14 protein-coding genes and 1 riboswitch are annotated in these 15,187 nt (G+C 74.8%); of the genes, 7 read left to right on the forward strand and 7 right to left on the reverse strand.

Annotated elements, in window-relative coordinates; translation table 11 throughout:
• Positions 1-220 precede the first annotated feature (220 nt).
• Positions 221-328: riboswitch (glycine riboswitch) on the reverse strand.
• 168 nt (positions 329-496) lie between these two features.
• The 3 genes from ACTJIY_RS09125 to ACTJIY_RS09135 are packed head-to-tail and all read left to right on the forward strand — an operon-like array spanning position 497 to position 4,661.
• Complete coding sequence (locus tag ACTJIY_RS09125; RefSeq protein WP_253051654.1) at positions 497-2,458, forward strand: ATP-binding cassette domain-containing protein; 1,962 nt, start codon at positions 497-499, stop codon at positions 2,456-2,458.
• Complete coding sequence (locus ACTJIY_RS09130) at positions 2,455-4,272, forward strand: ABC transporter ATP-binding protein (RefSeq protein ID WP_353706994.1); 1,818 nt, start codon at positions 2,455-2,457, stop codon at positions 4,270-4,272. The genes ACTJIY_RS09125 and ACTJIY_RS09130 overlap by 4 nt, the downstream gene beginning before the upstream one ends.
• 23 nt (positions 4,273-4,295) lie before the next feature.
• Positions 4,296-4,661: an SdpI family protein gene (locus ACTJIY_RS09135; protein ID WP_440673688.1), complete on the forward strand. Its 366-nt coding sequence runs from the start codon at positions 4,296-4,298 to the stop codon at positions 4,659-4,661.
• A 39-nt stretch (positions 4,662-4,700) separates the two neighbouring features.
• Here the strand turns inward: ACTJIY_RS09135 and ACTJIY_RS09140 are convergent, their stop codons facing one another.
• Complete coding sequence (locus ACTJIY_RS09140) at positions 4,701-5,564, reverse strand: formate/nitrite transporter family protein (protein ID WP_353706992.1); 864 nt, start codon at positions 5,562-5,564, stop codon at positions 4,701-4,703.
• Between the two features lie 122 nt (positions 5,565-5,686).
• Positions 5,687-7,180: a lactate/malate family dehydrogenase gene (locus ACTJIY_RS09145; protein WP_440673687.1), complete on the reverse strand. Its 1,494-nt coding sequence runs from the start codon at positions 7,178-7,180 to the stop codon at positions 5,687-5,689.
• A gap of 88 nt (positions 7,181-7,268) precedes the next feature.
• On the opposite strand from ACTJIY_RS09145, the gene ACTJIY_RS09150 reads away from it, so the two are divergent.
• On the forward strand, positions 7,269-7,814 hold the full coding sequence (locus ACTJIY_RS09150) for a pyridoxamine 5'-phosphate oxidase family protein (protein WP_253051648.1): 546 nt from the start codon (positions 7,269-7,271) through the stop codon (positions 7,812-7,814).
• 8 nt (positions 7,815-7,822) lie between these two features.
• On the opposite strand, the gene ACTJIY_RS09155 is transcribed toward ACTJIY_RS09150, so the two are convergent.
• A complete protein-coding gene (locus ACTJIY_RS09155; RefSeq protein ID WP_440673686.1) occupies positions 7,823-8,740 on the reverse strand; it encodes a LysR family transcriptional regulator in 918 nt (305 codons plus the stop codon).
• A 215-nt stretch (positions 8,741-8,955) separates the two neighbouring features.
• Here ACTJIY_RS09155 and ACTJIY_RS09160 point away from each other — a divergent pair, with 215 nt between their 5' ends.
• Positions 8,956-9,345: a CBU_0592 family membrane protein gene (locus ACTJIY_RS09160; RefSeq protein ID WP_253051646.1), complete on the forward strand. Its 390-nt coding sequence runs from the start codon at positions 8,956-8,958 to the stop codon at positions 9,343-9,345.
• Here ACTJIY_RS09160 and ACTJIY_RS09165 read toward each other — a convergent pair whose 3' ends face one another.
• The 3 genes from ACTJIY_RS09165 to ACTJIY_RS09175 form a co-directional block, all read right to left on the reverse strand.
• Positions 9,346-9,774, reverse strand: a complete 429-nt coding sequence (locus tag ACTJIY_RS09165) for a DUF1761 domain-containing protein (RefSeq protein ID WP_440673685.1) — start codon at positions 9,772-9,774, stop codon at positions 9,346-9,348.
• Positions 9,775-9,818: 44 nt separating this feature from the next.
• Positions 9,819-10,706 (reverse strand): endonuclease/exonuclease/phosphatase family protein, encoded by an 888-nt coding sequence (locus ACTJIY_RS09170; RefSeq protein WP_253051644.1) that lies wholly within the window; start codon positions 10,704-10,706, stop codon positions 9,819-9,821.
• A gap of 151 nt (positions 10,707-10,857) precedes the next feature.
• A complete protein-coding gene (locus tag ACTJIY_RS09175; RefSeq protein WP_440673698.1) occupies positions 10,858-12,039 on the reverse strand; it encodes a pyridoxal phosphate-dependent aminotransferase in 1,182 nt (393 codons plus the stop codon).
• Between the two features lie 236 nt (positions 12,040-12,275).
• Between ACTJIY_RS09175 and ACTJIY_RS09180 the strand changes: the two genes are divergently transcribed.
• A complete protein-coding gene (locus ACTJIY_RS09180) occupies positions 12,276-12,893 on the forward strand; it encodes a hypothetical protein (RefSeq protein WP_440673684.1) in 618 nt (205 codons plus the stop codon).
• A gap of 309 nt (positions 12,894-13,202) precedes the next feature.
• Positions 13,203-13,577: a J-domain-containing protein gene (locus tag ACTJIY_RS09185; protein ID WP_374614724.1), complete on the forward strand. Its 375-nt coding sequence runs from the start codon at positions 13,203-13,205 to the stop codon at positions 13,575-13,577.
• 111 nt (positions 13,578-13,688) lie between these two features.
• Here ACTJIY_RS09185 and ACTJIY_RS09190 read toward each other — a convergent pair whose 3' ends face one another.
• Entirely contained in the window at positions 13,689-15,002 is a 1,314-nt protein-coding gene (locus tag ACTJIY_RS09190) for a carbohydrate-binding protein (RefSeq protein WP_440673683.1), read from the reverse strand.
• Positions 15,003-15,187: the final 185 nt, after the last annotated feature.

Consider the following 15,187-nt stretch of genomic DNA (forward strand, 5'->3'; position numbering starts at 1 on the left):
TTGTGCCGTGAGCTGGGGTCGAAGGACGGCTGGGTCACGAGGGACTCCCGGTGGAGGGGACGACGGCGGGTCCCTCCCCGCTCTGTCATCGGACGCACGCGTCGACCTGAGAGTTTTGCCGGTCCGCCGTGCCGCGAGGGCCGGGGCGCGCCGACTTGCACCGTCGGTGGGCCGCGACCGCCGGGGGTCCGACGAGCGCACGGCCGCTTTCCAGAGTTGCCTCGCCACGACGGTACGGGGGCCTGAGAGATTCCCGGGGAGGGTTTGCTCCTTCGGCGCCGGCGGCGGCCCGCTGGACCGTGGCGCCGAGCTCTCCCGTCGTGGTTCGGGCGGCTGTACTGCAGTTGTGGGCTCGATCATACCGGTCGGGCCCCGGCGCGTGCCGCGCCGCGGGCACCACGGCCGTCTCATCGAACGGGTAATAACTACGGACCCCGAACGATCCGCGCTAGCGTCGCGGCGGACGAGGCGACGGAGCGACGCGGGTGGGGGAGCCATGACGACCGAAGGTGCGGCCTCGCAGCCGCCGCTGGGGGAGCGGGTCCGACGCTGGACGACCATGTGGGGGCTGCTGCGGCACGCAGGCGTCCCCATCGTCGCGGCGGGCCTCGCGCTGACCGTCCTCCTCGCCCTCCTGCCGCTCGTGTCCATCGTCGCCCTGGGCCGCGTGCTCTTCCTCCTGCCGAGCATGACCGACGGCGCGGCGAGCGCCGGGTGGAGCGACCTCCTCGCGGTGTTCGGCGTCGCGGTCGGGGCGCTCGTCGTGCAGCAGCTCCTCGCGCCGTTCCAGGCGGGGATCGTCGAGACGATCGGTCGGCGGGTCGACCAGCGCTGCATCGACCGGCTCCTCGGCGCGGCGCTGTCCGACGCCCCGCTCGCGCTGCTGGACGACTCCGAGGTGCTCGACGTCGTCGCCGACGCGCGCGCGGCGTTCGCGCGCCAGAGCATGAGCCCCGGCGACGCGGCCGGGGCGCTCGTCCCGCTCGTCGGCCGCTACGTGCAGGTCGTCGGCGCGGCGGTGCTCGTCGCGGCCGTCGTCTCGCCCGTCGCGGGTGCCGTGATCCTCGCGACGGCGCTCGCCATGCGCGCGGGGGTACGGGGCACGTTCAGCAAGCTCACCCCGATCTGGAAGACTCTCCACCCCCAGCGGCGCCGGATGTACTACCTGCGGGAGCTCGCGACCACGCCCGGGGTCACCAAGGAGGTCCGCCTCCTCGGCGTCCTCGGGTGGCTGCGCGACCGTCTGCGTCGGGAGACGATGGCCTACCTCGAGCCGCAGTGGGCGGTCAACCGTCGGCTCCAGCTCTGGCCGTTCGTCGGGTTCTCGGCGATCGGCCTGGTCGGCGGCACGATCGTCCTGGTCCTGGTCGCCGTCGACGACACGCTCGACCTCTTCGCGCTCGGCGTCGCGATCCAGGCGGTGCTCATCCCCCTGCGGTTCGGCGTGTACTTCCCCGAGTGCGACGTGCGCACGCAGTTCGGCCTGCTGTCGTTCGACGCGCTCGAGCGGTTCGAGCAGCGCCTGCGGTCGGCCACGCCCGAGCGCACCGGGGAGGACGACGACGTCCCCGTCCCGCACGGCGTGATCCGCTTCGAGGACGTGTGGTTCCGGTACTCGGACGACGGCGCGTGGGTCCTGCGGGGCCTCGACCTCACGCTCGTCCCGGGCACGTCGACGGCGATCGTCGGGCTCAACGGCGCCGGCAAGACCACGACCACCAAGCTCCTCGCGCGCCTCTACGAGCCGACGCGGGGGCGCATCACCGTCGACGGCGTGGACGTGCGCGACCTCCCGCTCCAGGCGTGGCGGCGCCGTCTCGCCCTGATCTTCCAGGACTACGTCCGCCTCGAGCTCTCCGTCACCGACAACGTCGGGCTCGGCGCGCCCGAGCTGCGCGACGACTCCGACCTGCTGCGCGAGGCGATCGTCGCGGCCGGCGCGGACGGCGTCGTGGACGGCCTCGCCGACGGTGCCGACACGGTGCTCTCCGGCGGGTACGCGGGGGGCCGCGACCTCTCGGGCGGGCAGTGGCAGCGGGTCGCCCTGGCACGCGCCCTCCTCGCGGTCGCGGGCGGCGCCGACGTCCTCGTCCTGGACGAGCCGACGGCGCAGCTCGACGTGCGCGCCGAGGCCGAGTTCTTCGAGCGCTTCCTCGCCCACGGCGCGGTCGCCTCGGTGGCGGGCGAGCGCGCCGTGACGTCCGTCGTCATCTCGCACCGCTTCTCGACGGTCCGCCCGGCCGACCAGATCGTCGTCGTCGCGGAGGGCCGCGTCGTCGAGCAGGGCACGCACGACGAGCTGCTCGACGCCGACGGCCGCTACGCCGAGCTCTTCACCCTCCAGGCCCGCCGGTTCCGCGACGGCTCACCCGACGGCCCCGACCCCGACCTCGGTCCCGACCGTGATGCCCGAGCCACCGGCGCCCCGACCGCCGTGACCTCCGGAGGTGCCCGATGAAGCGCGTCGCGCTCGCCGCCCGGTTCATGCTCGCCCACGCCTGGCGGACCGACCGGCGCCGCCTGCTGGTCGCGTGCGTGCTGCTGACGATCGGGTTCCTCGCCGGCCCCCTCGTCGGCGTCGGGCTGGGCCTCTTCACCGACGCGCTGGTCGACACCGAGGTCGCGCGCGCCGTCGGGCTCGCGTGCGCGGTGGCGGCCCTCGTCGTCGCGGAGCTCATGCTGGGCCACTTCGCCCACCTGTCGTACTTCGAGGTCGCGGACCTCCAGCAGCTTCACCTGCTGGACGAGGTCGCCCAGCTCACGCACGGCTCGTCCGACCTCGCGGAGCTCGACGACCCGGACCGTGTCCGCCTCCTCACGTCGGTGACCGAGGGCCTGCAGCGGGTCCGGCTCGCGCTCGAGGGCACGCTCCAGCTCGGCGGCATGGTGCTCCAGGTCCTGGTCACCACCGTCATCCTCGGTCTCGTCGAGCCGTGGCTGCTCCTGCTGCCCCTCGCAGCGCTGCCGCCCGTCTGGCTCGCCGACCGCGCGCAGCGCGTGCTCGACCGGGCGCGCGACGCCGCGGCCGACGACGTACGCCTCTCCCGGCACCTCGTCACCGCCGGGACGACGGGCACCTCGGCCAAGGAGATCCGGCTCTTCGGCGCGCGTCACCTCGTCGCGGACCGGCAGCGCGCGGCGTGGGACCGCACGACCGCGGTCCTGTGGAGCGCGCACCGGCGCTCCGCGCTGCTGCGCGCGGCGGGCCAGGTGTGGTTCGCGCTCGCCTACGGGGCCGCGGTCCTCCTCGTGCTGCGCAGCGCCGCGTCGGGCACGGCGGCGATCGGCCAGGTCGTGCTCGTCGTCACGCTCGCCATCCAGGTCAGCACGCAGGTCGCGGGCGCGCTGTCGCTGTTCGGCAACCTGCAGGACGCCGGACGGACGGTCGAGAAGCTCCTCGAGCTGCGCGCGACGGCGACGCCGCCGGGCGCGGCCGGCGTCGCGGGTGGCGCGCCCGCCGAGGGTGCGACCGCCGTCGGGCAGCTACCCGATCACCTCACCGGCGGCCTGCGCGTCGAGAACCTCACCTTCGGCTACCCGGGCGCGGACCGGCCCGTCCTCGACGGCGTCAGCCTCGACCTGCCCGCGGGCGCGACCGTCGCGCTCGTGGGGGAGAACGGCGCGGGGAAGTCCACCCTGGTCAAGCTCCTGTGCGGGCTGTACCGGCCGACGTCGGGCCGCATCCTCGCGGACGGCGTGGACCTCGCCGAGGTGGCGCCCAGCGCGTGGCAGTCGCGCGTCGCGACGCTGTTCCAGGACTTCGCACGCCTCGAGCTCTCGCTGCGCGAGGACGTCGGGATCGGGCGCGTGGACGCGCTCCACGACGACGACGTCCTGTGGGCCGCGCTCGACGAGGCCCGCGCCCGCCCCATCGTCGAGCGCTCGCCCGACGGCCTGGACCAGGTCCTCGGCACGAGCTACGCGGACGGCGCCCAGCTCTCGGGCGGGCAGTGGCAGACGCTCGGTCTGGCCCGCACGCTGCTGCGCGCCGACCCCCTCCTGCTCGCGCTCGACGAGCCCGCCTCCGCGCTCGACGCGACCGCGGAGCACGCGCTGTTCGAGCGGTTCACCGAGACTGCGCACCGGACGGGCAGCACGTCCGGCGGCGTCACGCTGTTCGTCTCGCACCGCTTCTCGACCGTGCGCGACGCCGACCTCATCGTCGTGCTCGACGGCGGCCGCGTCGCCGAGCTCGGCACCCACGACGAGCTCGCCGCCGCGGGCGGGTCGTACGCCGAGATGTACGCGCTCCAGGCCCGCGCCTACCGGTGACGGCCGTCTGACAGGGTGGGGACATGACCGCCGACACGATCGCCGACGTCGTCCTCCTGCTCGTGCTCGCCGGTGCCGGGGTCCTGCTCGTCTGGTGCGCCCGGGCGACGGCGTCCGGGCGCCTCGGGCGCAACCAGCTCGCCGGGATCCGCACCGCGACGACACTCGCGAGCGACGATGCGTGGCGCACCGCCCACCGGGCGGCCCGGCCGCTGAGCGAGGCCGCGGGCTGGGTGCTCGTCGCCGCCGCCCCGGTCCTGTTCCTCGTCGGCGACGAGGCAGGTCTCGTCGTCGTGCTGGTCGCGACGGGCCTGACGCTCGCGCTCACGATCGGGGGGCTCGTCGTCGGGACGCGCGCCGTGCGGCGCGAGGCCGACCGGAGCCGGTGACGCGCGCTCGGGTCGGGATCGCGTCGGGCGGGCCCCGCGTCAGGCGGGCTCGGAGACCAGCTCACGCTCCGCCGTCGGGCCGGGCCGGGACTCCTGGGCGGGGCGGCGCGACGCCGGGCGGCCGTGGGTGAGGTAGAGCGGGAGGCCGGTGAGGAGCAGCCCGCCGACGAGGTTGCCGAGCACGGTGGGGATCTCGTTCCAGACGAGGTAGTCCATGATCGTGAACTCGCCGCCGAGCAGCAGCCCGGACGGGAACAGGAACATGTTGACGATCGAGTGCTCGAACGACATGAAGAAGAACAGCATCACGGGCATCCACATCGCGACGGCCTTGCCGGGCACGTCCTTCGCGATCATCGCGCCGACGACGCCCATGGACACCATCCAGTTGCACAGCATGCCGCGCACGAACAGCGTGAGCATGCCCGACGCCCCGTGCTCCGCGTACCCGACCGTACGGCCCTCGCCGATGTGCCCGATCGCCTGACCGACCTCGTTGGGCGGGGTGTCGAACCCGTACGTGACGACGATCGCCATCATCACCGCGACGGCGAGCGCGCCGAGGAAGTTCCCCACGAACACGAGGCCCCAGTTGCGCAGGACGCCGCGCACCGTGACGCCAGGTCGCTTGTCGAGCCAGGCCAGCGGGCCGAGGACGAACATGCCGGTGAGCAGGTCGTACCCGAGCAGGTACAGCAGGATGAACCCGACCGGGAAGAGGACGGCGCCCAGGATCGCGTGGCCCGTGGTGACCGTGACCGTCACCGCGAACGCGGCGGCGATCGCGAGGATCGCGCCGCCCATCGCGGACCGCACGAGCGTGTCGCGCGTGGACAGCAGGACCTTGCTGGCACCGGCGTCGATGATCGTCGGGACGAGCTCGGCGGGCTTGACGTAGGACATGGGCGGGCTCCGGTCTCTGAGGCGACGTCGCGGCAGGGGAGCGCCCGACGGCGCGTCCCACGCTAGGAACCCGCGGTTTCGCCCGCGTTCCCGCCGGGGAGCGACCTCGTTACCGGGGTCGCTCAGCGCGCGGGGCCGCCCTGTGAGAACTCCGCATCCGACGCGGGCTCGACGACGACGGACCGGACCGTCGCGAGGCGGCGCACCGCGCGCTCGAGGGCCCGCGTGCGGCGCGGCGTCGCGCGGAAGGTCACGACGATCCGCCCGGCCCGGCCGTCGTCATCGACCGGCTCCGTCGCGAGCGAGTCGAAGCTGACCCCGCGCGTCGAGAACACCCCGGTCAGCGCCGTGAGCGTGCCCGGCTGGTCGAGGCCGTGCACGGTCGCGACCCACGCGGCCTCCGCCCCGGCCCGGCCCGACGGCGCCCGGTCGCCGGTCGCGGACGACGCACCCGGGACGGGCGCACCGGTCCGGGCCCGCTCCCGGCCGGCGGGCCGGTCGTCGTCCCGCGACACCGTGCTCGTGGCGACCATCCGCTCGATGCCGTCCGCCGCGTCCGCGAGGCGCCGGGCCTCGTCGTCGGGCAGGTCGTCGAGGAGCACCCGCGTCCACCCGCCCGGCCCGAGGACCACCGGGACGCCGAGCACGCCGCGGTGCGGGACGCCGTCGTGCCCCGCGAGGGTCCGGTCGAGCGGTCCGTCGAGCCGTCCGTCGAGCTCGCCGTCGAGCGCGACCTGCCCGGCGACCACGATCTCGCGGCCGTCGAGGATCACCTCGAGCAGGTCGACCGTCGCGCTGGCCGTCCCGGCGGGCGTCTTCGCTCCCGACTGGTGCGTCATCCACGGTCGCGTCACGAGCCGCAGGTCGGCGGGCCACGTGTCGATGAGGTCGAACGCCGCGCCCATGTCCGCCGTCGCGACGCGCGCCAGCTCGGTCTTCGCCGCGGCGATCTCGGCGGGCAGCGCGTCGAGCGTCCGGCCCCGGCGCAGCGCCGCGACCGCGCGGGCCCGCTCGTCGGCGTCGAGACCGCTGACGCGGACCGTCGACCACAGCGGGACGGCGTCCTCGCCGTGCTGGCCCCCGACGAACCCGCCGACGCGGTGCCGGCGCACGCCCAGCTCGACCGCGAGCTCGCGCCGGAACCGCAGCGTGTCGAGCCACGCGCCCATCCCGAGCACGCGGTGCCGCCCGAGCCGCTCCGCCATGACGGCGACGCCGAGCTCCACGGGGTTCGTCACCACGACGACGACCTCGTGCCCCGACCCGTGGCGCGCGATCGCGTCCGCGTACTCGGCGAGGACGGCGCCGTTCGTCGCGGCGAGGACGCGGCGGTCGGGGTCGGCGCCCGTGCGCGCCGGGGGAGTGAGGCCGGCGGCGACCACGATCACGTCGGCCGTGACGTCCTCGGGGGAGTGCGCGACGTCGAGGAGCGGCGCGTGCTCGTCGTACGCGTCGACCAGGTCCGCGCGCAGCCCGTGCACGGCGCGACCCGACGCCCCGCCCGCGCGACCGACGAGCTGGAGCCGCGCCGTCGGCGGGAGCACCCGTCGCTCGACGATCTGCGTGCACACCTGCCGGCCGACGTCCCCCGTCGCCCCCACCACCGCTACGTCCACCCCGGCAGGCTACGTCCCGACCGATGAGTCCGGGCGCCCGGGCGCGTCATGACCGGTGAGGACGCACCGGGACGAGAGGAGCAGGACGATGACGACCGCCGACCCGACGGTGAAGAACCTCGACGGCTACGGGACGCCGCCGATCGAGTGGGCGCGCGTGCACGACACGCTGTTCGGCCGGCTCCCGCAGGAGCCCGGGTCCGGCGGGCCGAACCGGCACACGACGTGGCTCGCGACGACCGACCCCGACGGGAAGCCGCACGTCGTGCCGTTCGGCGCGCTCGTCCTCGACGAGGAGATCTTCCTGTGCTCCGGCGAGGGCACGCGCAAGAACCGGAACCTGCACCGCGACCCGCGCTGCACGCTCACGGTCGCGACGGAGCCGTTCGACCTCACCGTCGAGGGCAGGGCCGAGCGCGTCACGGACCCCGAGGCCCTGGAACGCGCGGCGGCCGGCTTCCGCGCCGACGGGTGGCCCGCGACCGTCGACGGCGACGCGCTCACCGCCGAGTTCAGCGCACCGTCCGCCGGCCCGCCGCCATGGGCGGTCTACCGTCTGATCCCCGAGCGCGTGTTCGCGTTCGGCACGGCCGAGCCCTACGGCGCCACGCGCTTCGACCTCCCGCCGAGGTAGAGACCAGGTCAGGCGAACGCGATGTCGGCCGCGGCGGCGACCATCTCGTCGAGGACCGCGGAGACGACCGGCCGGGGCTCGTGCCGGGTCGCGCGGTGGCGCGCGACGAGGCGGCGCGAGCCGAGGCCGGGCAGGCCGACGACCGTGACGCCGTCGGGCACCTCGTCCGACGCGCCGCCCTCCACGGCAAGCGCCGGGAGCATCGCGACGCCGAGCCCCGCCGCGACGAGGGACAGCGCGACGTCGAAGTCGTAGTAGTTGTGCCGCGTGCGCAGCGTCCCGCCGAGCCCGCGGGACAGACGGCGCAGGGCGCGCGCGGCGGCGGTGCCGGGCTCGGGACCGAGCCAGACGGCGTCGCGCACGTCGTCGAGGCGGGTCGGAGTCGACATCCCGGCGGGGACCACGAGCCGCCACGGCTCGTCGAGCAGCACGATCTCGCGCGTGCCGCGCGGCGCGGGGGAGTCGGCCTCGTAGTCGCGCTCCAGGAGCACGACGTCGAGCTCGCCCGCGCGCAGGAGGCGCAGCGCCTCGGTGGGCTCGCGCTCCTGGACGTCGAGCTCGATGCCGGGCGCCGTCTCGGCCAGGCGCCCGGCGACGGGCGCGACGACGGCGCGGATCGCCGTCTGGAACGACCCGACCGCGACGCGGCCCATGACCTCGTCGCCGAGCGCGGCGAGCGCCTTGCGCGCCTCGACGAGCTCCGTCTCGATGCGTTCGGCCGTCTCCGCGAGCACGCGCCCGGCCGGCGTGAGGGTCACGCCGCGTGGTCCGCGGTCGAGGACCGCGACGCCCTCCTCGGCCTCGAGCCGCTGGATCTGCTGGGAGACCGCGGACGGGGTGACGTGCAGAAGGTCTGCTGCCGCGAGAATGCCCCCGCCACGGTGCACGGCAAGGAGAAAGCCAAGTCTGCGTGGGTCCGTCGCCATGTAGAGATGCTAAACGGCCGGTGCAGAATCCTTCGATTGTGCTGAAGCGCGCGAGGCCTCACACTTGTCGTGGCGCCGGTCGGTTACCTCCTCCTCCTTACGGGTCGGCGCCCGAGCTTCCGCACCACCCGCGCCACCAGCCATCGGCCCGGAGCGCACAGCCACCGCAGCGTCGCGGTACCCCCTCCACCCCTCTTCGTCACCGGAGTACCGCTGTGCCCGTCACCCTCGACGCGTTCGTCATGTTCCTCGGCTGGATCGGCGCCGCCGCCGGAGTCGTCGCCTACGCGATGGTCAGCCGCGGCCGCTGGGCCGCGTCGTCCGCCCCGTTCCAGCTCACCAACCTCACCGCCGCGGGCCTCATGGGCATGGTCGCGGCCGCGAACGGGGTGTGGCCGTCGGTGGCCGCCAACATCGTGTGGATCCTCATCGGCGTGCAGGCGATCGTCGTGATCGTCCGCGCGCGGGCGCGCCGCCGCGCGACCGTCGACGACGTGGCGGCCCCGGCCCCCGCGGTCGTCCCCGGCGCGGTCACGGCCACCGCCCCCGAGTCGGCCCTGCCCGACGGCGACCCCTCGCCGCGCGAGGTCGGGCTCGCTGCCTGACTACACCCCGGCGGGCGTGACGAGCCCGATCAGCAGGCCCATCACGAGCACGGTGACCAGCTCGTGCGCGACGTTGAGGACCGTGAGCCCGGCCGGCCGGCCCTCGAACGCGTCGTGCGTGACGAACCGCGCGGCGGTGAACCCCGCCCACAGCACGAGGGCGGTCAGCAGGGCGTTGCCCAGGTAGGCGCCGCCGTAGAAGGACCACGCGAGGTACGTCGCCCCGGCGAGCACCCAGGCGGTGACGAAGCTGACCACGACCGTGACGACGATCGGCACGACGGCGTCCGGGCCCTCGCCGGACGGGTCGACCTTCGCGACGCGCATCCAGTACGTGCCGAACACCTTCGGCGTGTACCAGACCGAGCCCACGACCATGCTCGACACCGTCGCGGCCAGCACCGCCCAGTAGTTGATCTCCGGAACCATCGGACCGCTCCCTCGCGTCGACGCCGTCGCTCGGAGCGTAGCGCTCAGGCGGTGGCGCCCGCCTGCGGTCCGACGACCACGTCGACCACGACCGCGCGGTGGTCGGACAGGCCGGTGTCGACGGCCGTCGCGGGGCCGAGGGCCCGGATCGTCGCCTGCCCGGGCGTGGCGTCGACGAGGACGTGGTCGATCTGGCGGACGGGCCGGTCCGTCGGGTGGGTCAGCACGTCGGCGAGGGACGTGAAGCCGCTGAGCTCCGCAGGCTCCGGCGCGCGCAGGTTGAGGTCGCCGAGCAGCGCGAGCGGACGGGGGAGCGGCGCGCACGCCCGGACGAGGGACCGGAACTGGTCCGCGGTGAACTCCGGGCGGGACGTGGTGTGGGTCGTCACCACCGTGAGCGGTCCCCACGGCGTCACGACGGCGGCCGCGAGCGCCGCGCGGGGCTCGTCCGGCACCACGCGGAACGGGACGAGGCGCGCGGCCCCGCTCGCCGAACCGGGCGTCCGTCGCCGGACGCGCGAGCGCCACGGCATCCGGTCGAGCTCGAGCCGCGACCACCGCGCGACCGGGAACCTGCTGACCAGCCCGATCCCGTAGGACGCGACGCCCGGCACGCGCCGCACGCCCGCACCGGGTCGCGCCGCGCGCACCCAGGCACCCGAGACGCCGCGCAGGGTGGGGGAGAAGTGCCGGTGGTCGGCGCGCAGCGCCTCGGCGGCGACGGCGACGAGGTCCGCGCGCTGCGAGCGGGGCGCGTCGCGCTCCACCTCCTGCAGCGCGAGCACGTCCGCGTCGAGGTACGCGACCGCGCGCGCGAACCGCTCGACGTCGACCGTCCCGTCGAGCGCGGCGCCGTGCAGCGCGTTGAACGTCGCGAGGCGCAGCGCGCCGTCGGGTCGCGGGGGCAGTCCGGGCGAGGCGGCGGTCGGCACCGCACGATCCTCGCGCGGACGGACGATCCCCGCGACCACACCGGCGAGACAGCGACCTCCGGGCCGCGGGAGCACCCGGTCCCTGGGCGCCGGTCGCGCTCTCGGCCCGCGGGTCGCGGTGTCGGGGCGGTCGTCCGCCGTCGCGACCTCGTCAGCGAGTACGGCGCCAGGCGACGATGCGCTCCACCGCCTCCGCCACGGTCTCCGGGGCCGCCGCGAAGGAGAGGCGCACCCAGTCGCCGCCGCGGACGCCGTCGAAGTCGGTGCCCGGGGTCAGCGCGACGCCCGCCTCGGCGAGCAGCCGCTCGCACCACGTCACGGAGTCCAGGCCGTCGCCGGAGACGTCCGCGTAGACGTAGAACGCGCCGTCGGCCGGAGCGACGCGCGACCAGCCGAGGTCGTCGAGCCGCGACAGCACGAGCTCGCGCGACGCCGCGTAGCGCGCCACGTTCTCCGCGGCGGCCGCGTACCCCTCGGGCGAGAACGCCGCGACGCCCGCGTGCTGCGCGAGCGCGGGCGGCGACAGCGCGACGTTGCCCGCGAGCGCGTCGACCGGACCGACGAGCTCGTCGGGCAGCACGAGCCACCCCAGCCGCCAGCCCGTCATGGCCCAGTACTTGGAGAACGAGTTGACGACGACGGCGCCCTCGCCGACGTACCGCGCCGCGGTCGGCAGCGCGGCGGGCGAGGCGCCCGGGTCGCCGTACGTGATGCCGTGGTAGATCTCGTCGCTCACGAGGCGGACGTCGTGGTCGGCGCACCACGTGGCGACGGCGTCGAGCTCGGCGGGCAGGATCATCGTCCCCGTCGGGTTCGCCGGGCTCGCGACGACCAGGCCGTCGAGGCCGCCGTCGTAGTACGCCTCCATGAGCTGCGACACCGTGGGCTGGTAGCGCGTCCCCGGGCCGCAGTCGAGCTCGACGACCTCGCAGCCGAGCGCCCGCAGGATGTTCTTGTACGCGGGGTAGCCGGGACGGGCGAGCGCCACGCGGTCGCCGACGTCGAACGCCGCGAGGAACGCGAGGAGGAACCCGCCGGACGACCCGGTCGTCACCGCGACGCGCGCCGGGTCCACCTCGACGCCGTACCAGCGGTCGTAGTGCTCCGCGATCGCGCGGCGCAGCGCCGGGACGCCGAGCGACTCCGTGTAGCCGAGGTCGCCGCGCTCCAGCAGCTCGATCGCCCGGCGGCGGACGACGTCCGACGCCCCCGTCGACGGCTCGCCCGCGCACAGATTGAGGACCGACGCCCCCGCGTCGCGCAGCCGGTTCGCCTCCGCGAGCACCTCCATCACCGCGAACGGCGGCACGTGCGAGCGGCGTGAGACCTTCATCGACCCGGGCATGAAGCCATCATGCCGGGTCAACGGGACCCGACCACCGCCGACCCCGGGGTTGTCGCCGCCGCACGGCGCCGAACCCGGGGTTGCGGGCGAGTTCGGCGGTCGGACGGCGCACAACCCCGGGTTCAGCGCCGGGTCGGTCATCCGTTCGAGGGATGTCGGCGACGGCGAGGGATCGGTCGTCCGGGCGACGCGCCGTCGTCGGCCGGCGGGGTCGGATGGACGGCATGGCCGAGGACGTGTGGGACGACGGCTCCGAGGACCGGGCGAGGGACGATCACGCGCGAGGAGGTCGCAACGAGACGTTCCGGCCGGTCCGGGGATGGGGCGTGCTGTGGCGCAGCGCGTTCGTGCTGTGGCACGGCGGGCGCGAGTACGTCGTAGACGTGGACTTCCTCGACTGGGACGAGCGGATCCGGCTCTACCGCGACCGGCGCCTCGTCGACGAGCAGCGGTCCCGGGCCCGCTTCGACCTCGGCGACGCGCGGATCGAGGCCCGGATGAGCCTCTACGGGATGCGGTACGTGCGCGTCGTCGACGCCGTGGGCGACGTCCGGGACGTCCCGCCGATGCCCGGCACGGCCGAGGCGTGGCGCGACCGCATGGACCGGGAGCGCCCGACGGCGAGCCGCGCCGTCGGCGTCGCCGCGTGGGTCGTGCTCGTGGTCGCGCTCGTGACGCAGGTGCCCCAGCTCCTCGACCTCGTCTCCGGGTTCACCGGCTGGACGCCGCCGTTCGTGCCCGACCTGCCCGCCTCCGTGAACACGGTGCTGTCCGTGGCCGGGGTGGTCGCCGCCGTCGACCGCGGGCTGCGGCGTCGGTACCACCCGCTCCTGGACGGCTGACCCGCCGCCTCGTCCCGCGTCGCGGAGCCTGCCTAGGGTGGAGGGACACCGACAGGGGAGGTTCTCGTGTTCCGACGACGGTCCCGCGCCACCTCGGACGACGACCCGGTCCGGCGCGCCGCGCAGTACCGGGTCGACCGCGAGATCGCGCGCGAGAGGTCCGACCGCGGAGAGGCCGGGCGTGACGAGGCCGGGCGGTCGGACACGCCCGCTCCGCCGGGGGGCGAGGCGCCCGCCGCGGCGTCCCGAGAGCCGGACGACGACGCCGGCTCCCGCGGACCGCGGCGTGTACGACCCGAGGACCGAGCGATGTACGTCGACACGGTGATCGACCAGGCCATCCGACGCGGGGAGTTCGACGACCTCCCGCTCGCGGGCAAGCCGATCCCCGGGCTCACGGGGACGCACGACCCCGACTGGTGGCTCAAGTCGGTCATCGAGCGCGAGCAGCTCACGGGGCTGGGACCGCCCGCGATGCTGCTCAGGCAGGAGGACCGAGAGCTCGACGACCGGCTCGACCGCGAGCTCGACGAGACGACCGTCCGCGAGATCCTGACGGACTTCAACGCGCGCGTCGTCGACGCCCGCCGCCAGCTCCTGGGCGGGCCGCCGGTGGTCACCCCGACGCGCGACGTGGACCACGAGGTCGCACGCTGGCGCGCCCGCCGCGACCGGACCGCCTGATTCCACGACTCCCCCCCGCCCCGCACAACCCCCCGCCGAGCACGACATGAGGGTCGCTATCGGGCTGATAACGACCCCCATGTCGTGTTCGGCGGAGCGGCGTCCGAGCGGCTAGCGGCCCTGGAGCGCGCGGACGTTGTCGCCGAACGTCCAGCCCTTGGAGCCGTCCCAGTTGATCGACCACGTCATGAGGCCCTTGAGGCGCGACGCGTACGGCTGGTACGCCTGCGTCACCAGCGACGGTGCCATGTAGCCGCCGCCCGCTCCCGCCTGGGCGGGGAGCCCCGGGACCTGCTTGTCGTAGGGCACCTTCACCGTGACGCCCTGGATCGTCAGTCCGGCGTTCAGGCAGTCGGTCTGCTTCTGGAAGCCCTGGACGGTCCCGGCGCCGTACGAGTCGCCGCTGCAGCCGTACATCGAGCCGTTGTAGTACTGCATGTTGAGCCACCACAGGCGGCCGTTGTCGACGTACTTCTTGATGATCGGCAGGTACGAGCCCCAGATCGAGCCGTACACGACGCTGCCGCCCGTCACGTACGCCGTCTCGGGCGCCATGGTGAGGCCGAAGGTGCTCGGCATCTCCGCGAGGACGCCGTCGATGATGCGGATCAGGTTCGACTGCGACGTCGACAGCGTGCTGATGCTCCCGCTGCCCGACAGCCCCGTCTCGATGTCGATGTCGATCCCGTCGAAGTGGTTGTCGCGCAGGATCGGCACGACCGTCTCCACGAAGCGGTCCGCGACGGCCGGGCTGGACAGGTCGATCCCGGCGGTCGCGCCGCCGATCGACAGGAGCAGGCGCGTCCCGTTCGCCTTCGCCGCGCACATCTCGGCGGGCGTGGGCACGTCGACACCGGTGTCCATGCCGTCCTGCCAGAGCACGGTGCCGTCCGAGAGGATCACGGGGAACGCGAGGGTCACGACGTTGTACCCGTGCGCGGAGATCCGGGGGTCGTCGATCGGGATGTGCCCGAGGCCGGGGTGCACGCCGTTGGACGCGCCGTCCCAGCTCTCCCAGTACCCCTGGAGCACCTTGCCCGCCGGCTTGCCCTGCACCGCGCAGTCGGTGGGGTCCGTGGGGTCCGTCGGGTCGGTGGGGTCCGTCGGGTCGGTGGGGTCCGTCGGGTCGGTGGGGTCCGTCGGGTCGCACGCTCCGCCGTCGGACCACAGCGTCGGGGTCGACGAGGGGGTCCAGCCCGCCCCGACGTAGGCCGTGTGCGTCACGCGCGCGGTGTAGGTGCGCCCGTTGTACGTGACCTGGGTCCCGGCGGTGTACGTCGAGCCCTCCGCCCAGGCGGTGGCCGCGCACTGGGCCGCGGCCGCGGGGGCGAGCGCACCCGGGACGACGGCCGCGCCGCCCACGAGGGCCGCCGCCAGGGCGACGGTGGCCGCTCCGGCGAGGAGCGGGGTCGGACGAGATCTCACGGGGCACCTCGAGTTCGGTCGCACGGCGGCCGAGGCGGGCGCCGTCGGCCGATGATCCCGCCAGTCTGCAAGCGGGCCACGGCGTCGCGCATGAGGGAGAACCACACGATCCGCACGGCTCGTCCGGGCGCGGACCCGCGGGGTGTACGGGTGGTCCCGGACCTGCCGACGCACGCGACGTCGGG

Source organism: Cellulosimicrobium sp. 22598 (assembly GCF_052044445.1).
Classification (GTDB): Bacteria; Actinomycetota; Actinomycetes; order Actinomycetales; family Cellulomonadaceae; genus Cellulosimicrobium; species Cellulosimicrobium cellulans_G.

Excerpts from the sequence above, each read along its gene's own strand:
- ACTJIY_RS09125 (WP_253051654.1), top strand. The coding sequence starts at position 497 with ATGACGACCGAAGGTGCGGCCTCGCAGCCGCCGCTGGGGGAGCGGGTC.
- ACTJIY_RS09130 (WP_353706994.1), top strand. The coding sequence starts at position 2,455 with ATGAAGCGCGTCGCGCTCGCCGCCCGGTTCATGCTCGCCCACGCCTGG.
- ACTJIY_RS09135 (WP_440673688.1), top strand. The coding sequence starts at position 4,296 with ATGACCGCCGACACGATCGCCGACGTCGTCCTCCTGCTCGTGCTCGCC.
- ACTJIY_RS09140 (WP_353706992.1), bottom strand. The coding sequence starts at position 5,564 with ATGTCCTACGTCAAGCCCGCCGAGCTCGTCCCGACGATCATCGACGCC.
- ACTJIY_RS09150 (WP_253051648.1), top strand. The coding sequence starts at position 7,269 with ATGACGACCGCCGACCCGACGGTGAAGAACCTCGACGGCTACGGGACG.
- ACTJIY_RS09155 (WP_440673686.1), bottom strand. The coding sequence starts at position 8,740 with ATGGCGACGGACCCACGCAGACTTGGCTTTCTCCTTGCCGTGCACCGT.
- ACTJIY_RS09165 (WP_440673685.1), bottom strand. The coding sequence starts at position 9,774 with ATGGTTCCGGAGATCAACTACTGGGCGGTGCTGGCCGCGACGGTGTCG.
- ACTJIY_RS09175 (WP_440673698.1), bottom strand. The coding sequence starts at position 12,039 with ATGAAGGTCTCACGCCGCTCGCACGTGCCGCCGTTCGCGGTGATGGAG.
- ACTJIY_RS09180 (WP_440673684.1), top strand. The coding sequence starts at position 12,276 with ATGGCCGAGGACGTGTGGGACGACGGCTCCGAGGACCGGGCGAGGGAC.
- ACTJIY_RS09185 (WP_374614724.1), top strand. The coding sequence starts at position 13,203 with ATGTACGTCGACACGGTGATCGACCAGGCCATCCGACGCGGGGAGTTC.